Origin of the sequence: Pseudoalteromonas luteoviolacea NCIMB 1944 (genome assembly GCF_001625565.1) — a bacterium.
Lineage (GTDB): Bacteria > Pseudomonadota > Gammaproteobacteria > Enterobacterales > Alteromonadaceae > Pseudoalteromonas > Pseudoalteromonas luteoviolacea_F.
This window is the reverse complement of sequence record NZ_AUXS01000075.1, coordinates 232,590-250,676: the sequence shown is the minus strand read 5'-3', so window position 1 is coordinate 250,676 and position 18,087 is coordinate 232,590. Positions and strand designations below refer to the sequence as shown.

Here is an 18,087-nt window from a genome sequence, read left to right as displayed (position 1 = left end):
GGTAATGCGTCGATTTTAGACAATAGGGGCAAGCAAGGCAAACATAGCAGTTGAATAATATATTGAAAAGGCGCAAAATAAAGTATCAACACCAGCCTAGATTAGGAGCTTTCCATGCGACACCAACACGGCATGAGCTTACTGGAATTGTTAATGACAGTTGCCATTTTAGGCGTTTTGGCCTCCCTTACATTTTTCTTTACTAACACCACCTATCATGAAAACCGTGCACAGAGTTTTTTACTAGAGCTCAAACGCAGCGTTACGTTTGCCAGAGCAAAAGCAACTGCGAGTGACGAAATTGTCATTGTTTGCCCGGTATTAGAAAAGCTGCTACTGGAAAACAGAGACTTTAATTGTTTAGCAGATTGGCAAAGTAATCGTATCGTTATTTTTGTTGATCGAGACAATAATGGCACTTTCACGGTAAATACCGATGATATTCTCAGAGTAATGGAAAAAGTAACCGAAAACGATACGCTGAATTACCCAGTAGCATCACTAAAATTTGATTCCAGCGGTCGCTTGGGTAATGGACAAAACGGCAATTTTATATATTGTCCTAACGGAACAACCACGCAAAATCAAAGCCTGAGTATTACCCAAGCTGGTACAGCGTTGTTTACCGGAGACACCGCCCAAACTTGCACTTAAATCTTGGCGGTGTCAATTTTGATGGGAAAGATTAACCTTTTCATATCACATCATTTTATCGTAGAAAGACATACAAAAATAATAATTCAATGTGTCCTGACGGCCTAAGCTAACGTGTTGTATACGCGTTCACCCTTAAACTCTACCCACTTCTAAAACACTTATTATTCGTTACTTCGGAGGGTAAATGATGTGGGTAGGAAAAAGGACTATACAAGGCTTTTCAATGCTAGAGCTTATTATCACTTTGCTGATCTGTGCAATTGTAATCATGCTCGCCATACCTTCAATGAGTGAAATTCTTATTGTTAATAGACCAAAAAACGCTTTGATGCATTTAGATAGGCTGGTTAGCTTTGCACGACTCAAAGCAATATATTCAGGTGAACGTATCACCCTTTGCCCCTTAATCGAAAATCGCTGTTCTCGGGGTTACTGGGACAAGGAGCTGACTTTGTTTATTGATAGAGGCAAGCTGGGATGGTTGGATAGCCGAGACACCATATTGCGAGTAACTTCAAAAATAGCCGCCAACGATGAGCTGACATACCAAAGAAATGCTATTACGTTTAAACACACAGGCACCACATGGGGGCTAGGTAATGGCACATTTACATACTGCGTCACACATAGTGACGGTACAAAGTCTGGAAAATCTCTATCCCTGAGCACAACCGGGCGTACAAGACTAAAGGATACCTCCCGATGCTTGTATTAACGCTCCCAACAGTGATCTGCGCTTCCGGTTCCTGTAACAGACTTAATACCCAAATTGTTTATTGACAGCGTAGTACACTCTGTATCTCCACTGACAGGGCCACTTGCCGCAGTTGCAGTCAAAGTATACCCGCCATTGCTCAGTACAACTGTAATGGTAAAGTAACCGTTTTCGCTAGTTGTTGGTATGCCAATATCTGATAACTTACTCGCATACTCTCGGTTGTCCACAAAGTACTGCTCCTGCTTGTTTGCACCGTCAAGCAACAGGGTCATAGCGTCTGAGCGCGCACCGCGTTTTAAATAATTAGAGTAATTTGGGTAAGCTAAGGTTGCTAAAATACCAACAATAGCAACCACAATTACTAGCTCTATCAAAGTAAAACCTGTGTGAAGCCGTCTATCACTTTTCATCATTATCTTCTTTCTTATAAATAAACAATTGTCTTGTTTCATAAGTTATCGTCAAAGGCGATACACTGGGCACATTTGCAGACCCATCAGCGTTTTTGTACACATTGGGTGGCTCAAGCCGTTGCGGATCTATGCCATCTGCTGGGTTGTTACCAAACATAGGATCAATGGCATCCTCTTTTATCACTGTGGGGCTAATAATCTTAGCTTTTACCGTCTTTTTCTTGGTGATCGGATCTTCATATACATCATAATGTGTTCTGGGTGTATCAGGCAGAGTTGCTGTGGTGCGATAGCGGCGTAATTGGAATACCTGCATGCCATAGTGCAAATGGACAATATACAAATATCCAGTACCTTCACCTATCGCACATTGATTCTGAGACACAGTCGTCGGAGAAAAAGATGTAAAATAGGCCAAACCGCCTATTGCTGTCGCCGCTGACAGTGACTTTTCGCCAGATTGAAGTCTAATTTTCCAACCTTTCGCTTTACCCAACTCCGCTTCTTGAGTCGTAAAATTCTCATAGCTGTTCAAATTGGCCTTAAACGGGTCGTTGGTAACATTGAATAATTGGCTCGCCTTGATTGTAGCTGGTGTATTCTCAGAGGTAAAAGATTGCGTTTTAGTATATTCATCTCTGAGCATAAACAAGAAGTTTTTAACATGTGTAGAGGTTGGCTTAGCCCGGTTACCACTACCGATCAATATCCCTTCATAAGGCACATCTCGCCTTATTTTTGTTGGTTTGCCATCAACAATCTCTACAGTGACCTTGCTAAAATAGGTTCTGGCGATCATAGGGCGATAGAAAAAACGGCGTTTTGCATCATCTTTTCCACCGCTCAGATTGGCAAACATAAAATGCGTCCACGGCGCGTCTTTATCATTCGGAGATGCGCTCGGTAAGTCCATTCGCCAAATGCCACCACCTGTATCCGCGGCATAAATCCTGTCTACAAAGCCATCATAATCAGAGTCAAGTACACTGACATCGGCAGCAATACTGTGCTTGCCTTTAAAACCATTGCTAGGTGTCAACGACCATATTGGCTTACCACTTTCTAAATCAACAATATAAATACCGCGACCTTTGCTGTCTTCAGAAAACAGTGCATTGTCTTTATTTGTATCGTAGCCCGCGCCAAATATCAGTACAGGCTTATTTGGCTGCGCTGTAATAAAGGATACAATCGGCTTAGACCAAGATTGTGCTAACTCGGCATAATCACCAACCCCACCTTTGATAGGCCCACCCCACATTAATCGAGGTCGATCAGGCACTGTAATATCAAAACCAAAGTATTCGTTTCCGCCCCGTCGCATGCCTGCAATCAGCCATACTTTTTCACCAGGATCTACTACACCGCTATCGTTTTTATCCCAAAAATACACAGTAATAGGGCCATCCATACCGTATAACTTAGTATCTTGCTTACGATTTCTCAGAGGTTGTAATACTTTCAATAGTGAGTCTGGAATAAACGCCCAGCTTTCCTCAACGGTGTCTCCCTTGTCTTTAAACATGTGCAAGAAACCCGCATTAGTGCCTACAATGACCCTTAAGTCATTGTTGCCGTAATCAATTGTTACAGGTCTAGAGTGAAGGGGGTCACCAAATATATCATTGCGTCTTTCATTGGTGATGCGGTTGCCATTTTGATCATCAACATCCAACCCTCTTGCCCATGAAATTGTCTTTTGCACTTGAGAAGTTGTACTGCCAAATTTAGCAGCCAAATTAACAAGAGAACCTTGGTGCGCATTTAATGCAGTGTTGTAATCAAAGTTATATAAAGTGCCTTTGCCAAAATCTGAATAGAGTTTGCGTGTAGTTTGTCGCTCAGTTAATTGATAATTTACGCCGCCCTCTAGTACGACATTGCCATCTTTCCCTCTGGGGTTTGACCAATACGTCGTAACAGATTTATCAATTTGGCCTTTATCATTGATCGCATTGGAGGTCGTACCCACTCCATGTACAACTCCGCCCGTGACCTTTAACTTTTTCAAGTTACCAGCCCAACGTGTATGTGTTTCTGGGTAAAACATCGTGAAATACACAGAGTCACCACTACGGCTTAAATCTGAACTACTCGTTGATACAGAAGGAGATGAGAAACTGTCACTTTGCTCGCGTATTTTTGAGATAGTTAGCTTCAGAGCTTCAGACAACTGAGATGCAGTATTTGCGTGGAGATAATCCCCCCCGCCATCAACTTCACCTGTTTGCTGTAAAAGCGCTTTACCTGCATTAGACATACCTGTGCCAAAGCCAATGGTATATACACGCGCAAAATCTTGTTTATCTGCCGTTGTCGGGTATAGATCAACTTGTGTTTGAGAGGTGCCGCGCATCAATTTTGCCAATGAGTTCAAATAGCTATTTGAAACTCGAGATGGATAAGAGCCAAACACCCTATAGTGCTCATCAGAAATGGCTTGGTTTTTCCCCGTATCACTAGTTGGGTCACCGTCGGTCATTAAGATAATATTTGTCGAGGTATCACAGCGTTCTGGTGCACCTGCAACTGGGGCAAAAGGCGATTTGTAACGCCCATTGGACTCAATTGATTTGTCCCTATCATTGCCGCCATTGTAACCATAGTCTATCGCTTTGCCAGTCAGATATAAGTAAGACTCCCACAAGGTTTCTGCCAAGGGGGTGTTACCACTGGCCCGCAAAGCGTTAATTTTACTGACAACAACACTTGGATCTGCGCCAATACCATTTAATACATATCCACCTGAACTGGAATACAAACGCATCAAACCAAAGTCAAAATCAGGATTGTCGTTGACCAATGTCGTCATTGCTGATTGCGCCACTTTTAATCGGCTGTCACCACAATTGACTGAACGATATCGACCATTGATGTATTTGTAACACCGTTTAGATGTTTTCGAGGTATCAAAACACTCTGTTGAATAAAACCGTCTATATCTATATTCATAACAACGTTTTCCATCAACCACATCCCACGCCATGCTGCCTGAGGTATCAAAAATAACAATGACACGTGACTTCTCAGAACCACTCACATCGTGTTTAACATAAAGTTCAATGTCTTCGGCATTTACGGCACTGCTAATAACAAGGCAGAAAAAAAGTAATCGTTTAAAGTACATCATTGATTTGCCTTAATATCTTGGATTTCTTGACCGATACCAATCACAACTGTGACCGTATGACGACCTTGATCACCATACTCAACAGAACTTGTTAATTCGGTCATATTACAGACAACGCCCTCTGTATAGCTATATATACGAGGACACGGCACTTCCAACTGGCCTCTATTTAAATTTCTTAACTCGTAATCAACTGGGTTGTTTAGATCTTGGTTATCAAACGTATGCACACCATTGTCATTTTCATCGATCTGTCCATTGGTTAAGTGAAACTTGCTGGCGCCAAACAATTGCTTTTGATTCTTTACGAGACGTTGTACTTCACCCATCAAATAGGCTTCCGCAGTCTCACGCTCCTGTGCCGCGTTAGTGATCTTGATATCAATGGTGCTGCTGCTCATCAAAGTCACAGCAATACTCGTTACAGCCACGATTAAGACCATTGATACAATAAGCACCATACCGCGCTGCTTAGCCTGATTTACCATGCTGAAGACCCCATGTTATAAAGCTGAACTGTCGTCGAAAACACCGTTCGCCGATAACTATCTGAAAAGGTGCGTACGACTTTGTCGTTATCACTTCCCAAAGTGTATGTTTGATTTTTCAATTTAATACCAGGATCGGGTTCCAAAGACCTAACTAAGACAATTACTTGGACTGTTAAAACGCCTTCGGATCTCTCCCAATCAGCTGCTGTCATTTGCTTTACACTGCGATAACCATCTACACGACTATCACCGTCTAGATCAATACCAAAAAGAAAGCGTATGTCCTCGACACCTTCAATAACCGTTTCGGTAGTCATATCTCCATTTACGGTCAGTCGTTTACGGCTCAATACTGGGATTGTAAGCTGTACATTGTCGATGGTGATCTGCTGCTCTTGGATAAAATACGCATGGTGGCTATAGGGCCACAGCGTTGCATTAACGTTCGGCAAGCCTGTAAAGCTGGGGCCCGATATAAAGTCACCTTGCTCTTGTTGCGCAATAAAGTAGTACTTATTAGCACTTACAACACCATTGGTAATCCTGTCACCTTCTAAAAACTTCAGCTGTAACACTTCGGTATTTTTTTTGGCGCCCGTAATGCAGTCCAACGCGTTTCCGTTAGTGCTATATTCTGCAAAAATAGGCCGAAAATTTGTTGGTGATAAGTTTGGAAAGCTGCCGTTATTGAGACCACCAAAACAATCACCAGCAGGGTTCGCCGGACCACTTGAGTTATTGGCACTGAAATTCTTATCGTAGAACGTCCCCCAAAAACCAATTTGCTCCAGATCTCTGCGCAATAAAGTCAATGATAATCGCCCTATTTCTTGCAGCTCCCCTATCGCCATTGTATCTTTTGTTGTTACGCGCATGCTCACGTAGGTAGCTACCACACCTCCGAGGAGAATCGCTCCAATAAACAAGGAGATCAATATTTCAATCAGGGTGAAGCCACGCTGACGCATTGTTAGCTCCTTACTAGTACGAAGCTGGTTAAAGAAACAAGTCTTCTGTAATCATCTTTCGTACCGCAGTTAATATTTGACGTTGTATTATTTGCCTTGATGGCCTGCCGCCCTACCCAAGAAACCGTGACAGTCACTTCAAAACCATCCCCATCTCTAACAGGAGTGATACATACTGTTGTATCATCTAGCGAGCCCGTATTTTCTTTCGCTCTGATGGCTTGCTTCCACTGTTCTTTGTCAAGATTGGCAATTGCCAAATTATTACAAAAAGTAGAAAAGCAAGTTATATCTGTATTCAACTGAGTTTGGCTGGTAAACGAACCACCATACAAATCGGTTAGCGCAGTGGTATCATTTGAGCGAATACGTTGAATAATGTCGCCAGCTAAAGCCACGGCAGCCGCACGCTGCATTGAATCAAAGCTGGCTTGTTTCGCCTTTGCTTGCAATGCAACTGCCCCGAGCAGGCCAAAGCTCAAAACCATAAAAGCTACCACCACCTCTAACAAGGTGAATCCAGCTTGGCTTTTTTTTGGAAACAATCTACCCATGAAAAAAACTCAACGTATAATCTACCCTACATAGTATCGCTTTTTTCGTATAACCAAATAGCGATGTGACTAAACGGTCAATCAATGTGGGTCAGTGGTTAAAACACTGATTTGAGGCTCGCATATGCACGACGGCTGACCTGGACTGGCTCTTCAACACCTTGGAGTACAACACGGTGTGCACCCTCACAACTCTCTAATTTTATGATGCTTGCCTTTTTTACAATGGTATTTCTATGCACTTGTACAAAGTGGTGCGGGTAGTCAGACAACAGTTTTTTTAGGGGAGTATCGATAAGTGCATCCCCGCCTTCAAAGTAAATATGGGTATACCTGTCATCTGTTTGCGCAATAAGGATATCGGGCACATTCACCCATCGAATATCGTGGCCAACTTGATATTGCAATTTAGCTAATGTATCAGGGAATAGGTGATTTAATAGCTCCGATATTTGCGCACTGTCTATGGGTTTAACCAAATAGCCAGAAGCATATATTTGATAAGCTTGTAACGCATGCTCTGGATAAGCGGTGACGTAAACGAGCTTTAAATTGGCATTTTTATCACGTAATATTTTTCCAAGCTCAATTCCATCCATGCCTGGCATTGAGATGTCTAAAAAAACGAGTTCTGGTTCAAGCTCCTCTACCAACTCTATTGCTTGTTGGCCATCTTGGGCTTCGCCTACAAATTTTAAAGCTTCAAATTCACCCAGTAGTCGCTGTATTCGTCGTCGTGCAATTGGTTCATCGTCTACTACCAGATATTTCATTCAAAGCTCCTAGGGGCAACACCACGTTTATAAAGAATCTACCACTTTTTTGCGATGTCTTCAAAGCCGCTTGCTCACCGTAATAAATAACTAAGCGCCGGCGAATGTTTTCTAAAGCAATTCCCTGCCCTGAACGTGACTTTGATTCTGGATTAAATGGGTTATCTACTGAAAACAGCAATTTATCATTACGGCAGCTCACTTTAATTTTGATTGAGCCGCCTAAACGTGCAGGCTCAATACCATGAACAACCGCATTTTCTACTAAAGGCTGGAGAATTAGAGCTGGCACACGCACATCTAAATCGACACTTTGGACAGACCACTCAACGTTGAGGCGATGCTCAAAACGATACTTTTCAATGGTCAAATATCCTTTGGTAAGGGAGATCTCTTGGCTCAGACTGTGTTTTTTACCACTGGAAAATGCAACCTGCATTAATTTTGCCATGGTAAGCGCAGCTTCTTCAGCCGCATTCGGATTTTCGTGGCAAAGCTCAGCTAAGGTATTTAATGCATTGTGTAAAAAATGAGGCCGTATTCGCGCTTGAAGGGCTTCTAATTCAGCATTAGCGGCATGCGCGATGGTGTTTAAATTATCAATGTAAATTGCCATAAAGTGTAACAGCAATATAACCACAAAACCGCAAATTGCGTTGTTGTTAAACACAAATTGCCAATCAATTGGATCCACAGGCGAGAAGGTTGTGTACTGAACTATTAAGCTGGTGAAGATACAAACTGATTGGAAAAAGACAAGTACAATACCTAACTCAGTTTTGAAAGATAGTTGCTTGAAATATTTAACGACAAAAGCGATTAGAGCAAGTGTAATGAATGCGTTCGCGTGGGTAAACAAACTGACTAACCCTAAACTCAGCCAAAAGTCTTTGCCACTCGATAGTGTATAAATGAAGGCGACTGCTTGCGAGGCAATAATCATTGCCAGAATGCCTCGCTCCGAGAGCATCGCCTTAAATAAACCACGGTCAATCGATGTCGAATGAACCCATGGAGTCATGTGTTATCTCAGCTCAACAGGCACTGCAAACACCACATTTTCTTCTTGACCAGGGTTTTCCACAACAGTTTCACCACCGAGTTGCTTCAAGCGTGAAATGACCTGCTGAACAAGCACTTCTGGTGCAGAAGCCCCCGCAGTCACGCCGACACGTTCAACATTTTCAAACCAATTAGACGAAATGCTTTTTTCATCATCTATAAGATGAGCAGCGGTGCCCATTTTATCTGCAAGTTCGCGTAAACGGTTTGAGTTGGAACTATTTTTCGCGCCGACGACCAACAACAGATCAACTTTATCTGCTAAGTCACGCACTGCATCTTGACGATTTTGCGTGGCATAACAGATATCATCTTTACGTGGACCGTGGATCTTAGGGAATTTGATGCGAAGTGCTTCGATCACATCTGCGGTATCATCAACTGATAACGTTGTTTGGCTACAATAAAACAGATTGCTTGCATCTTTTACTTCCAAAGATGCTACATCTTCTGGTGTTTCAACAAGGTAAATTCCGCCTTGAGGGTTATCGTACTGCCCCATCGTACCTTCAACTTCAGGGTGACCATTGTGACCTATTAAAATACACTCTGTGCCTTTCCTGCTCGCTCTAGTAACTTCCATATGAACTTTGGTTACTAGTGGACATGTCGCATCAAAAACCTTTAATTCGCGCCTTTTAGCTTCTTGCCTAACTTGTTGTGATACGCCGTGCGCACTGAAAATAACAATGCTGTCGTCAGGTACTTGGTGAAGCTCCTCAACAAACACAGCACCACGGTCTTTCAAACCATTGACAACATATTTGTTATGAACCACTTCATGACGTACATAAATCGGCTTTTCAAAAATATCTAAAGCCCTTTCAACAATGCTAATTGCCCTGTCTACTCCGGCACAAAACCCACGCGGATTGGCTAACAAAATCTCCATTAGCTATGAACCTCTAAAATGTCTACTTCAAATGTCACCACTTGTCCAGCCAAGGGGTGGTTGAAATCAACAGTTACAGAGTCACCAGCGACCTCGCGGATCAAGCCAGGTAATTCAGTGCCATCTGGCTGAGTAAACGCGATAATACTGCCTACTTCAGCAGGCGTTTCACTGCCAAATTTAGTACGGTCTAAATAATAAATGTTGTCCGGGTTCGGCATACCAAAGGCGTCCTCTGGTTGTAGCTTAAAGCTCTTATTGTCACCTTCTTTAAGTCCCAATAAGCAGCTTTCAAAATTTTCAGTGAGGCTTCCATCTCCCATAAATAACTTCGCAGGTTTATTATTTACCTTTGTTGAGTCAGCAGCAGATCCGTCTTCCAGCTTAATTGAATAGTGGAATAGAACTTCTGATTTTGGGCCTATGACTTGTTCACTCACGCCTCTGTCTCCCGAGTATTGGTTTTATCACCAAAAAATGCATCAAAAAGAAGTAAACCAGCACCGCCGACAATCGCCATATCAGCAACGTTAAAGGCGGGATAGTGCCAGTCTTGATAATAGAAATGTAAAAAATCGACAACGTAACCTAATGTCACGCGATCATATAAATTGCCTATCGCACCAGCCAGCACCAGTGAATATGCACCACATAAGATCCAGTTATTTGCGCGCAGATTTTTCAACCACACTACCAACAACACACTGATCACAACTGCGATACCGCTGAGAAACCATCTCTGCCATCCGCCAGCTTCACTTAAAAAGCTAAAAGCTGCACCATAATTGTGCATGTAAGTGAAATTAAAAAATGGCAGCAGTTCAATAGATTCATACAGCTTCATATTCGCCACTACGACTGCTTTAGTGCCGAAGTCTACTGCAAAAAGCAGTAGACTCAACCATAACCATACTAGACCACTTCGTTCGGTCAATTTTGTCACTTGCAACTCCTATGCAAACTTGCGTTGTTCGCCTTCACCTTCAACATTGGTAATACAACGGCCACACAGCTCAGGGTGTGCTTCATTTGTACCGACATCTTCGCTGTGATGCCAGCAGCGATCACATTTGGCTGCATCTGTCGCTGCCACTTTGATAAATAACCCGTCTACCTCAGAAGCGACTGAGCCTTCAGGTTGAGTTGATACAACCTCAACATGTGCTTTTGACGTCAATAATACAAAACGCAGCTCATCTTCCAAACCTTGAAGTTTCTCTGCCAGCTCACCGCCAGTATACAGTGTCACTTCAGCCTGTAGTGTTGCACCAATCACTTCTTCTTTACGTGCACTTTCTAATACTCGGTTCACTTCATCACGTACAGTTAGCAGTTCCTGCCAGAAATCATTACCTAGCTGACCACAAGTTGCATCTGCAATGCTTTCATACCAAACATCTGTAAAGACAAAGTCGCCACGCTGTCCAGGTAGTGCTTCCCAAAGCTCTTGTGCCGTAAAGCTTAGAATTGGCGCCATCCAGCGCGTCATTGCTTCTGCAATATGGTACAGAGCTGTTTGACACGAGCGACGTGCATGACTATCACTCTTCGCGGTGTACTGCCTATCTTTGATAACGTCTAGGTAGAATGAGCCTAGCTCACCTGTACAGAAATTCATTAATTTCTGTGTTACAACGAGCATTTGATAGTTGTCGTATGCCTCTACTATTTCTTTTTGTAATTCTGCTGCCTGAGCGACAATCCAGCGATCAAGTTCCACCATATCTTCAATGGCTACCGAATCTGTTTCTGGGTTGAAACCACTTAAGTTCGACAATAAGTAGCGGCTGGTATTACGAATACGGCGGTAGCGATCTGCTGAACGCTTAAAAATCTCGTCAGATACAGTCATTTCCGCAGTATAGTCTGTAGAAGCCACCCACAAGCGTAGAATGTCTGCACCCAACTTGTTCATGATATCTTGTGGTGAAATTACATTCCCCAAAGACTTTGACATCTTGCGGCCGTTTTCATCTACCGTGAAGCCATGTGTTAGCACTTGCTTGTAAGGTGCATGACCGTTGATCGCAACTGAAGTCATCATCGACGACATAAACCAGCCACGGTGTTGATCCGAACCTTCAAGGTATAAGTCTGCAGGACCGGTTAAGTCTTCACGCGCATCGACAACACAAGCATGGGTTACACCTGAGTCAAACCAAACATCCAGTGTATCTTGCACTTTTACATATTGCTGTGCATCTGCATCATTTAATAAGGTACTTGGCTCTAAGTCATACCAAGCTTGAATACCCGCTTCGTCAACTAAGTCAGCAACTTTCTCTATGAGCGATTCAGTATCTGGATGAAGCGCACCTGTATCTTTATCTACAAATAGCGCAATTGGCACACCCCAAGTACGCTGGCGAGAAATACACCAATCAGGACGACCTTCTACCATGTTTGCAATACGGTTTTCACCCCAAGCAGGGATCCACTGAGTCTGCTCAATTTCTTTCATTGAGTTTTTACGTAAGTCAGCTTGATCCATACTGACGAACCACTGAGGTGTCGCACGGAAAATAATTGGTGTTTTGTGTCTCCAACAATGCGGGTAGCTATGTGTTAATGCATGGTGGTGCATTAACATGCCTTTTTCAGTCAATAACTCGATTACACTTGCATTTGCTTTGAACACGTGCTGACCAGCAAATATAGGCGTGTCAGGCAGGTATACACCGTTTGCACCGACAGGGTTGGCAACCTCTAGGTTGTATGCCTGACCTGCAACAAAGTCTTCTTGACCGTGGCCAGGTGCTGTGTGCACGATACCAGTACCTGAGTCTGTCGTTACATGTTCGCCTAAAATAACTGGTACATTAAAGTCATAGAATGGGTGTGCCACTTCAAGATTTTCTAGCACATCACCTTTACAGTAACCCAGTACGTGATATTGCTTGAATCCAAAGCGGTCAACTGCGTCTTTAACTAGCTCTGAACCTAATACCAAACGCTGCTCTTTACCTTCGTCTTCAATTTGTACTAGCGCATATTCTAAACCACCATGCACCGCTACTGCTCTGTTTGCAGGTAAAGTCCACGGCGTCGTTGTCCAGATCACAGTGCTAATATCACCTTTGCCTTCGTGACCTTCATTGAGTGAAAATGCCTTTTCCACAGCACTGATATCAGAGAACATAAAGCGCACATCGATAGCTGGAGACTGTTTGTCTTGATATTCAACTTCTGCTTCTGCAAGCGCTGAGCCACAGTCAGTACACCAATGAACAGGCTTTGCACCTTTGTGTAAGTGGCCATTTTTAATAATACGACCCAAAACGCGAATGGCATTGGCTTCGAAATCGAAATTCATGGTTAGATAAGGCTTGTCCCAATCACCAAACACACCTAAACGTTTAAAGTCCGCCTTTTGACCATCAACTTGTTTACGTGCGTATTCACGACACTTCTCTCTAAATTCAGCCACTGACACTTTTTTGCCAGGTTTCCCTACTTTTTTCTCTACCATCAGCTCAATTGGTAGACCATGACAATCCCAACCAGGCACATAAGGCGCGTCAAAATCTGACAGCGTCTTCGACTTAATGATGATGTCTTTTAAAATTTTATTTACAGAATGGCCTAAATGAATATTACCATTTGCATAAGGAGGTCCATCGTGAAGTATAAATGGCTTTTTACCTTTTTTCGCAATGCGTATTTGACCGTAAAGGTCTTGTTCAGACCATTTTTTTAGCATTTTGGGTTCACGCTGTGCCAAATTGCCACGCATCGGAAATGAAGTTTCCGGTAAATTTAAAGTATGTTTGTAATCGCTCATTTAACTTACTACCCGCTCGGCTACCTAAATTTTAGAAAATACTGCTCTTGCTGCATCGACATCTGCCGAGATTTGCTTTGTCAGATGCATCAGTGACTCAAATTTTTGCTCATTGCGGAGCTTATGAATAAGCTCCACTTTGATAAATTGACCGTAAATGTCCCGGTCAAAATCAAACAGATGTACTTCAAGTAAAGCACGTTTACCATTTAAAGTTGGTTTCGTGCCTACGTTAGCAACACCGTTATAAATCTTATCTTTAATGTAGACATTGACGGCAAATACCCCTTGAACTGGGCTGACCTGCCTTTTTAACGCCACATTGGCGGTTCGAAAACCAAGCTCGCGCCCTTTTTTCCAACCGTGAATAACTCGCCCAGAGATTGCGTAAGTATGACCTAACATTTCGTGTGCTTTATGTAGATCGCCTTGTGCCAGTGCTGTGCGAATAAGAGTGCTGCTCACTCGACTATTTTGTTGTCTAAAACTCTGAGTATCCTTGACATGCACGCCTAGCTCTTGGCCTATCGTAGACAGCATTGCAAAGTCGCCTTTTCTGGCTTTGCCAAAACGAAAGTCATCACCAACCGTCAGTGCTTTTACACCTAACCGTTGATCAAGTACTTCTCGAACGAAGTATTCCGCTTCTAAGTTTGAAAACTTGTCATTGAAACTTACGCATATGACCCTTTCAATGCCGTTTTCTGCTAACAGTGCAAGCTTGTCACGCAGCCGTGTCAAACGGGCTGGCGCTTTATTTTTGACAAAAAATTCTTGAGGTTGAGGCTCAAACAACATCACAGTGCTGGGTAAGTTGTATTTTTTAGCGTCAGCTTTAAGCCCCTTTAGTACTTCAGTGTGGCCCAAATGAACACCATCAAAGTTCCCTATAGTCAATACACATCCATAATGGTGTGGTCGAATATTATGGATACCCCTGATTAATTGCATACAACGCGTGCCTTTGCTCGAGTCTTCAAAAAGCCCGATTATACCCAAGTTAGTTAGAAATGCGAGCTATGAAACTCCTCATTCGCGCCGATTTATTCTTCTACAGCCCGAATCTCCTTGATTGTCGAGAGCCTGACCCCAAAAACGAACAACACCAAGAAGTACATTAACATTGCGCATACCAATAAAAAGCCTAATACCCAAAGCTGTGTGAAAAGACCCTCATCTCGCCAAATCAGCTGCTGTGACAGCCAATATACCGCACCGACCATTGCCAAGGTCGCTAGAACAGACTTTGCGGCAAACAATAGTGTGAACCGTGACACCGAGTATACGCCCTCCCTTTTTAGCGCATGATAAAGTAAAAATGCATTGCACGTCGCTGACAAAGAAGTCGCCAAAGCGAGACCGAGATACCCAATAAAAGGGGCTAAGGCTAAATTAAACACCATGTTTAAAGCCATCGCTTTGATACCTATTTTCACGGGCGTTTTGGTGTCTTGCCGGGCATAAAACCCAGGGGCTAACACCTTGATCAGCATAAAGCTTACTAACCCCACACTATATGCAGAAACACCTGCACTCACCGCAGCAATGTTATCAACATCACTATTTTTAAATTCTCCATGACCAAATAGAACAGAGATGATCAAAGGGCTGATCACCATCAGCCCCCCCATCGCAGGGATCCCGAGTAACAAAACAAAGCGTACTCCCCAATCCATGGTGTGTTGAAAGTTTTCAGCTTTATCAGTTGCATGTAATTTGGATAAAGTGGGTAATATGACCGTCGCGATGGCGATGCCAAATAAACCTAGAGGGAACTCAATTAAACGATCGGAGTAGTAAAGCCATGCTATTGAGCCCGTCATCAGGGCTGCCGCTATAATGGTATCAAGCAATAGATTGATCTGACTAACGGATACACCAAAAATAGCTGGTAACATTAATTTGCGTACTTTGACAATATGCGGCGCGCGCCATGCAAATTTAGGCTTAGACAGTACACCCAGTTTTCCCATAAATGGAATTTGAAATGCCAACTGGATAACACCACCAATAAATACCCCGACCGCCAGTGCATAGGCCCCTTGCTCAAATTGCTCATGAAGGAATACGGCGCTGCTAATTATACTGAGATTTAACAGTACCGGTGTAAACGCCGCCACTGAAAATCGATTATAGACATTGAGTACTGCGCCACATAACGCCACCAAAGAAATAAAAAATAAATAGGGGATTGTCAGTTTAAGTAGGGCACTGGCCAATACGAACTTAGCGGCATTTTCTCCACCTTGCCACCAGTCTATAAACCAAGTTGCGCCAAACAACGCGGCGATGACTGGAGAGCCAATAACACCAAGCAAGGTCACTCCGAGTAAAATCGTGCCCAAGGTACCTGCGGCCTGCGCCACAAAAATCCGGACTTCATCGTCTCCGTGCTTTTCTTTGATTTCAGACAGCACTGGAACAAATGCCTGCGCGAAAGCACCTTCTGCAAATAACCTTCTAAAAAAGTTTGGGATCCGATTTGCAAACAAAAATACATCCGCCGCAAGCCCCGCGCCGAGTAAATTAGCTACCACAGCATCGCGCACCAGCCCTAAAATGCGAGACAACATTGTCATGGCACTCACTATCATGCCAGACTTAAATAACCCTTTTGCCACTAAATCAATCCTACCAATAAACAGTCTGCGGCAAGTATGCCACAGACCTCATCGAACAATAACCGTAAATCCCGCTACATTGATTAGAAATAACAAGCGACATTAAAGCTAGGCTTGAGTTCTGTGTTTTGCTACAATGCGCGCATTAATCATTAGCTCACTTGGCTTTTGATTCGTAGTCTGTTGTTACTATAGCCGAGGGCCAAAGGTTTAGGAGATGGTTAACAGACGGTATAAGGGCTGCGCACTATTAAGTCTAAATTAGTTTGTAGACGTCAATGTATGTGTGTGAGCCGCACTGAAATACTTAGGCCGGGCAGGTTATTTTTTATTGACATTGGATCATAAAACAGGCATAGTCCTCGGCCTTTAAACTAAGCTTATTTTTAAAAGATTGTTAGGAGCATACCTTGGCTAACATCAAGTCTGCAAAAAAACGCGCTATCACTAGCGAAAAGCGTCGTCAGCACAACGCAAGCCGTCGTTCAATGATGCGTACATACTTCAAAAAAGTTATCGCTGCTATTGAAGCTGGTGATAAAGAAGCTGCACAGCAAGCATTTGCTGTTGCAACTCCAATCCTAGACCGCTACGCAACTAAAGGTCTAATCCACAAAAACAAAGCTGCTCGTCACAAGAGCCGCCTAGCTGCTAAAATCAAAGCGCTATAATCTGTGGAAATGGATATAAAAAAACCGACGTAAGTCGGTTTTTTTATGCCTGTTTTTTGAGTCTGACTACGCTGACTAAGCAATCTCCAGTTTTGGATAAAACTTCTTCAACATAGCAGCAATCTTTTTCGGTGAGAAAGGTTTCACGACAAACCCTTTAGCCCCGCGTTCAATGGCATCTTTGACATTATCAACCGTTGAATGGGCAGAGACCATAACGACGTTTATATCTGGATTTATCTGAGCTAACTCAGCTATCAGCTCTTTTCCATCTCCATCTGGTAATTCAATATCCAAAAAGACAATATCGAAATGTCGCTCTTCACAAGCAGCGATACACTGCTTCGCTGTCGACGCTTCTTTTACATTGTCAATTCCCAAATGCATCAATGTCTGATGCAAAAAGCTTCTTACAGTTCCTACATCATCAACAATGAGAATAGAGATTTGTTGTTCCATATCCTTTCCCGTGGGCTAGTAATTAGAAATGCGCTATCATCTATAGCATAGAACTATTATAGAGTCCTGCAACCAAAAGGCTACACCTAAGCATGGCAAATAATCCAAAAAAACAATCACTATTGAATAAAAGTGACTTTCAAAAGCAACAAGCCGACAAAAATAAAAAGCGTCGCCTCTCAGCACAACAGATAAAAAGACAACAACAGCTCGAACAACAGCATAGACTTCAACAGCAGCAACCTGAGCCACCTAAAAAAGGGCTTACAAAGCTGATTATTATTGGCGTGATCGCACTCACCGCTATTTTATTTCCCAAGCCTCAACTCATCACTTACAAAAAACTAAGTATGGTCACTCAAAGCGTTTACTGGCCAGGGTTACCAGGCGTAAAACCCATTTTATTTGACTCCGTTTTACAACCTATTCCGGCGCTGGATCGCAACACACTTTATTTGTGTCAAGATGTGTCAAAGCCCGATACCTGCCAAAAATATGCAATTATCCAAACACAGGGATTCATTGCTGCTCTGAAGCACCTCACCATCAATTAGAAAAACTAATCCGAATAACGTAAAATTACTCGTTTGAGATGACTAAAAAAGCGGCGCATAATGGCGCCCCTTTTTAATCATTTATGGAGTTAATTTAAGATCATGGCTAACGAGTTTGACTGGTTACTAAATAGTTTATTACTAGTACTGGGATTTGGAGCTCTTTTTATTAATCATAAAACACTGCTTCGCACCGCGGCTGTTGTGGCCTGCAGCTTATTATTCGTGTTATTTAGTCTAGATCTTATGGATACTTCAGTGATTTCTAATCTTGGCTTGATATTGATCAACTCATTTTATTTGTTCAAAGTATTTACACTTGAGCACTACGAAACAAATTGAT

General features: G+C 42.8%; 19 protein-coding genes. 5 read left to right on the top strand and 14 right to left on the bottom strand.

Annotated elements, in window-relative coordinates; all coding sequences use genetic code 11:
• Nucleotides 1-114 precede the first annotated feature (114 nt).
• Together N483_RS23720 and N483_RS23715 are read left to right on the top strand one after the other, a co-directional pair.
• Nucleotides 115-654 (top strand): GspH/FimT family pseudopilin, encoded by a 540-nt coding sequence (locus N483_RS23720; protein WP_023398606.1) that lies wholly within the window; start codon nt 115-117, stop codon nt 652-654.
• Nucleotides 655-841: 187 nt separating this feature from the next.
• Nucleotides 842-1,372: a GspH/FimT family pseudopilin gene (locus N483_RS23715; protein ID WP_052027366.1), complete on the top strand. Its 531-nt coding sequence runs from the start codon at nt 842-844 to the stop codon at nt 1,370-1,372.
• Here the strand turns inward: N483_RS23715 and N483_RS23710 are convergent.
• From N483_RS23710 to murJ, 13 genes are all read right to left on the bottom strand, one after another.
• Nucleotides 1,369-1,785, bottom strand: coding sequence for a type IV pilin protein (locus N483_RS23710; RefSeq protein WP_023398604.1), 417 nt, complete (start codon nt 1,783-1,785; stop codon nt 1,369-1,371). The genes N483_RS23715 and N483_RS23710 overlap by 4 nt on opposite strands.
• Nucleotides 1,775-4,918, bottom strand: coding sequence for a pilus assembly protein (locus N483_RS23705; protein WP_023398603.1), 3,144 nt, complete (start codon nt 4,916-4,918; stop codon nt 1,775-1,777). Before N483_RS23705 ends, N483_RS23710 begins: the two co-directional genes overlap by 11 nt.
• Nucleotides 4,915-5,406 carry a pilus assembly PilX family protein gene (locus N483_RS23700; protein ID WP_023398602.1) on the bottom strand — a complete coding sequence of 164 codons (492 nt, stop codon included), beginning with the start codon at nt 5,404-5,406 and terminating at the stop codon, nt 4,915-4,917. The genes N483_RS23705 and N483_RS23700 overlap by 4 nt, the downstream gene beginning before the upstream one ends.
• Entirely contained in the window at nt 5,400-6,377 is a 978-nt protein-coding gene (locus N483_RS23695; RefSeq protein ID WP_023398601.1) for a PilW family protein, read from the bottom strand. The genes N483_RS23700 and N483_RS23695 overlap by 7 nt, the downstream gene beginning before the upstream one ends.
• A 2-nt stretch (nt 6,378-6,379) precedes the next feature.
• The gene (gene pilV, locus N483_RS23690) at nt 6,380-6,931 is read right to left on the bottom strand and encodes a type IV pilus modification protein PilV (protein WP_023398600.1); all 552 of its coding nucleotides are present in this window, start codon (nt 6,929-6,931) and stop codon (nt 6,380-6,382) included.
• A gap of 98 nt (nt 6,932-7,029) precedes the next feature.
• Entirely contained in the window at nt 7,030-7,704 is a 675-nt protein-coding gene (locus N483_RS23685) for a LytR/AlgR family response regulator transcription factor (protein ID WP_023398599.1), read from the bottom strand.
• Nucleotides 7,679-8,725 (bottom strand): sensor histidine kinase, encoded by a 1,047-nt coding sequence (locus N483_RS23680; RefSeq protein WP_023398598.1) that lies wholly within the window; start codon nt 8,723-8,725, stop codon nt 7,679-7,681. Before N483_RS23680 ends, N483_RS23685 begins: the two co-directional genes overlap by 26 nt.
• Nucleotides 8,726-8,728: 3 nt before the next feature.
• Nucleotides 8,729-9,658 carry a 4-hydroxy-3-methylbut-2-enyl diphosphate reductase gene (ispH, locus tag N483_RS23675; protein ID WP_023398597.1) on the bottom strand — a complete coding sequence of 310 codons (930 nt, stop codon included), beginning with the start codon at nt 9,656-9,658 and terminating at the stop codon, nt 8,729-8,731.
• Nucleotides 9,658-10,098, bottom strand: a complete 441-nt coding sequence (gene fkpB, locus N483_RS23670; protein ID WP_023398596.1) for an FKBP-type peptidyl-prolyl cis-trans isomerase — start codon at nt 10,096-10,098, stop codon at nt 9,658-9,660. The genes ispH and fkpB overlap by 1 nt, the downstream gene beginning before the upstream one ends.
• The gene (gene lspA / locus N483_RS23665) at nt 10,095-10,601 is read right to left on the bottom strand and encodes a signal peptidase II (RefSeq protein ID WP_023398595.1); all 507 of its coding nucleotides are present in this window, start codon (nt 10,599-10,601) and stop codon (nt 10,095-10,097) included. The genes fkpB and lspA overlap by 4 nt, the downstream gene beginning before the upstream one ends.
• A gap of 9 nt (nt 10,602-10,610) precedes the next feature.
• Nucleotides 10,611-13,439, bottom strand: a complete 2,829-nt coding sequence (gene ileS / locus N483_RS23660; RefSeq protein ID WP_063383396.1) for an isoleucine--tRNA ligase — start codon at nt 13,437-13,439, stop codon at nt 10,611-10,613.
• 24 nt (nt 13,440-13,463) lie between these two features.
• Nucleotides 13,464-14,390, bottom strand: coding sequence for a bifunctional riboflavin kinase/FAD synthetase (gene ribF / locus N483_RS23655; protein WP_023398593.1), 927 nt, complete (start codon nt 14,388-14,390; stop codon nt 13,464-13,466).
• A gap of 92 nt (nt 14,391-14,482) precedes the next feature.
• Nucleotides 14,483-16,060 carry a murein biosynthesis integral membrane protein MurJ gene (gene murJ / locus N483_RS23650; RefSeq protein ID WP_023398592.1) on the bottom strand — a complete coding sequence of 526 codons (1,578 nt, stop codon included), beginning with the start codon at nt 16,058-16,060 and terminating at the stop codon, nt 14,483-14,485.
• 410 nt (nt 16,061-16,470) lie between these two features.
• On the opposite strand from murJ, the gene rpsT reads away from it, so the two are divergent.
• The gene (gene rpsT / locus N483_RS23645) at nt 16,471-16,731 is read left to right on the top strand and encodes a 30S ribosomal protein S20 (protein ID WP_010382487.1); all 261 of its coding nucleotides are present in this window, start codon (nt 16,471-16,473) and stop codon (nt 16,729-16,731) included.
• Nucleotides 16,732-16,806: 75 nt separating this feature from the next.
• On the opposite strand, the gene N483_RS23640 is transcribed toward rpsT, so the two are convergent.
• The gene (locus tag N483_RS23640) at nt 16,807-17,190 is read right to left on the bottom strand and encodes a response regulator (protein WP_023396984.1); all 384 of its coding nucleotides are present in this window, start codon (nt 17,188-17,190) and stop codon (nt 16,807-16,809) included.
• Between the two features lie 92 nt (nt 17,191-17,282).
• Here N483_RS23640 and N483_RS23635 point away from each other — a divergent pair, with 92 nt between their 5' ends.
• Nucleotides 17,283-17,744: a hypothetical protein gene (locus N483_RS23635; protein ID WP_023396985.1), complete on the top strand. Its 462-nt coding sequence runs from the start codon at nt 17,283-17,285 to the stop codon at nt 17,742-17,744.
• Nucleotides 17,745-17,846: 102 nt separating this feature from the next.
• A complete protein-coding gene (locus N483_RS27550; RefSeq protein WP_023396986.1) occupies nt 17,847-18,086 on the top strand; it encodes a hypothetical protein in 240 nt (79 codons plus the stop codon).
• Nucleotide 18,087 lies beyond the last annotated feature (1 nt).

Excerpts from the sequence above, each read along its gene's own strand:
- N483_RS23720 (WP_023398606.1), top strand. The coding sequence starts at position 115 with ATGCGACACCAACACGGCATGAGCTTACTGGAATTGTTAATGACAGTT.
- N483_RS23715 (WP_052027366.1), top strand. The coding sequence starts at position 842 with ATGATGTGGGTAGGAAAAAGGACTATACAAGGCTTTTCAATGCTAGAG.
- N483_RS23710 (WP_023398604.1), bottom strand. The coding sequence starts at position 1,785 with ATGAAAAGTGATAGACGGCTTCACACAGGTTTTACTTTGATAGAGCTA.
- N483_RS23705 (WP_023398603.1), bottom strand. The coding sequence starts at position 4,918 with ATGATGTACTTTAAACGATTACTTTTTTTCTGCCTTGTTATTAGCAGT.
- N483_RS23700 (WP_023398602.1), bottom strand. The coding sequence starts at position 5,406 with ATGGTAAATCAGGCTAAGCAGCGCGGTATGGTGCTTATTGTATCAATG.
- N483_RS23695 (WP_023398601.1), bottom strand. The coding sequence starts at position 6,377 with ATGCGTCAGCGTGGCTTCACCCTGATTGAAATATTGATCTCCTTGTTT.
- pilV (WP_023398600.1), bottom strand. The coding sequence starts at position 6,931 with ATGGGTAGATTGTTTCCAAAAAAAAGCCAAGCTGGATTCACCTTGTTA.
- N483_RS23685 (WP_023398599.1), bottom strand. The coding sequence starts at position 7,704 with ATGAAATATCTGGTAGTAGACGATGAACCAATTGCACGACGACGAATA.
- N483_RS23680 (WP_023398598.1), bottom strand. The coding sequence starts at position 8,725 with ATGACTCCATGGGTTCATTCGACATCGATTGACCGTGGTTTATTTAAG.
- ispH (WP_023398597.1), bottom strand. The coding sequence starts at position 9,658 with ATGGAGATTTTGTTAGCCAATCCGCGTGGGTTTTGTGCCGGAGTAGAC.
- ileS (WP_063383396.1), bottom strand. The coding sequence starts at position 13,439 with ATGAGCGATTACAAACATACTTTAAATTTACCGGAAACTTCATTTCCG.
- ribF (WP_023398593.1), bottom strand. The coding sequence starts at position 14,390 with ATGCAATTAATCAGGGGTATCCATAATATTCGACCACACCATTATGGA.
- N483_RS23640 (WP_023396984.1), bottom strand. The coding sequence starts at position 17,190 with ATGGAACAACAAATCTCTATTCTCATTGTTGATGATGTAGGAACTGTA.
- N483_RS23635 (WP_023396985.1), top strand. The coding sequence starts at position 17,283 with ATGGCAAATAATCCAAAAAAACAATCACTATTGAATAAAAGTGACTTT.
- N483_RS27550 (WP_023396986.1), top strand. The coding sequence starts at position 17,847 with ATGGCTAACGAGTTTGACTGGTTACTAAATAGTTTATTACTAGTACTG.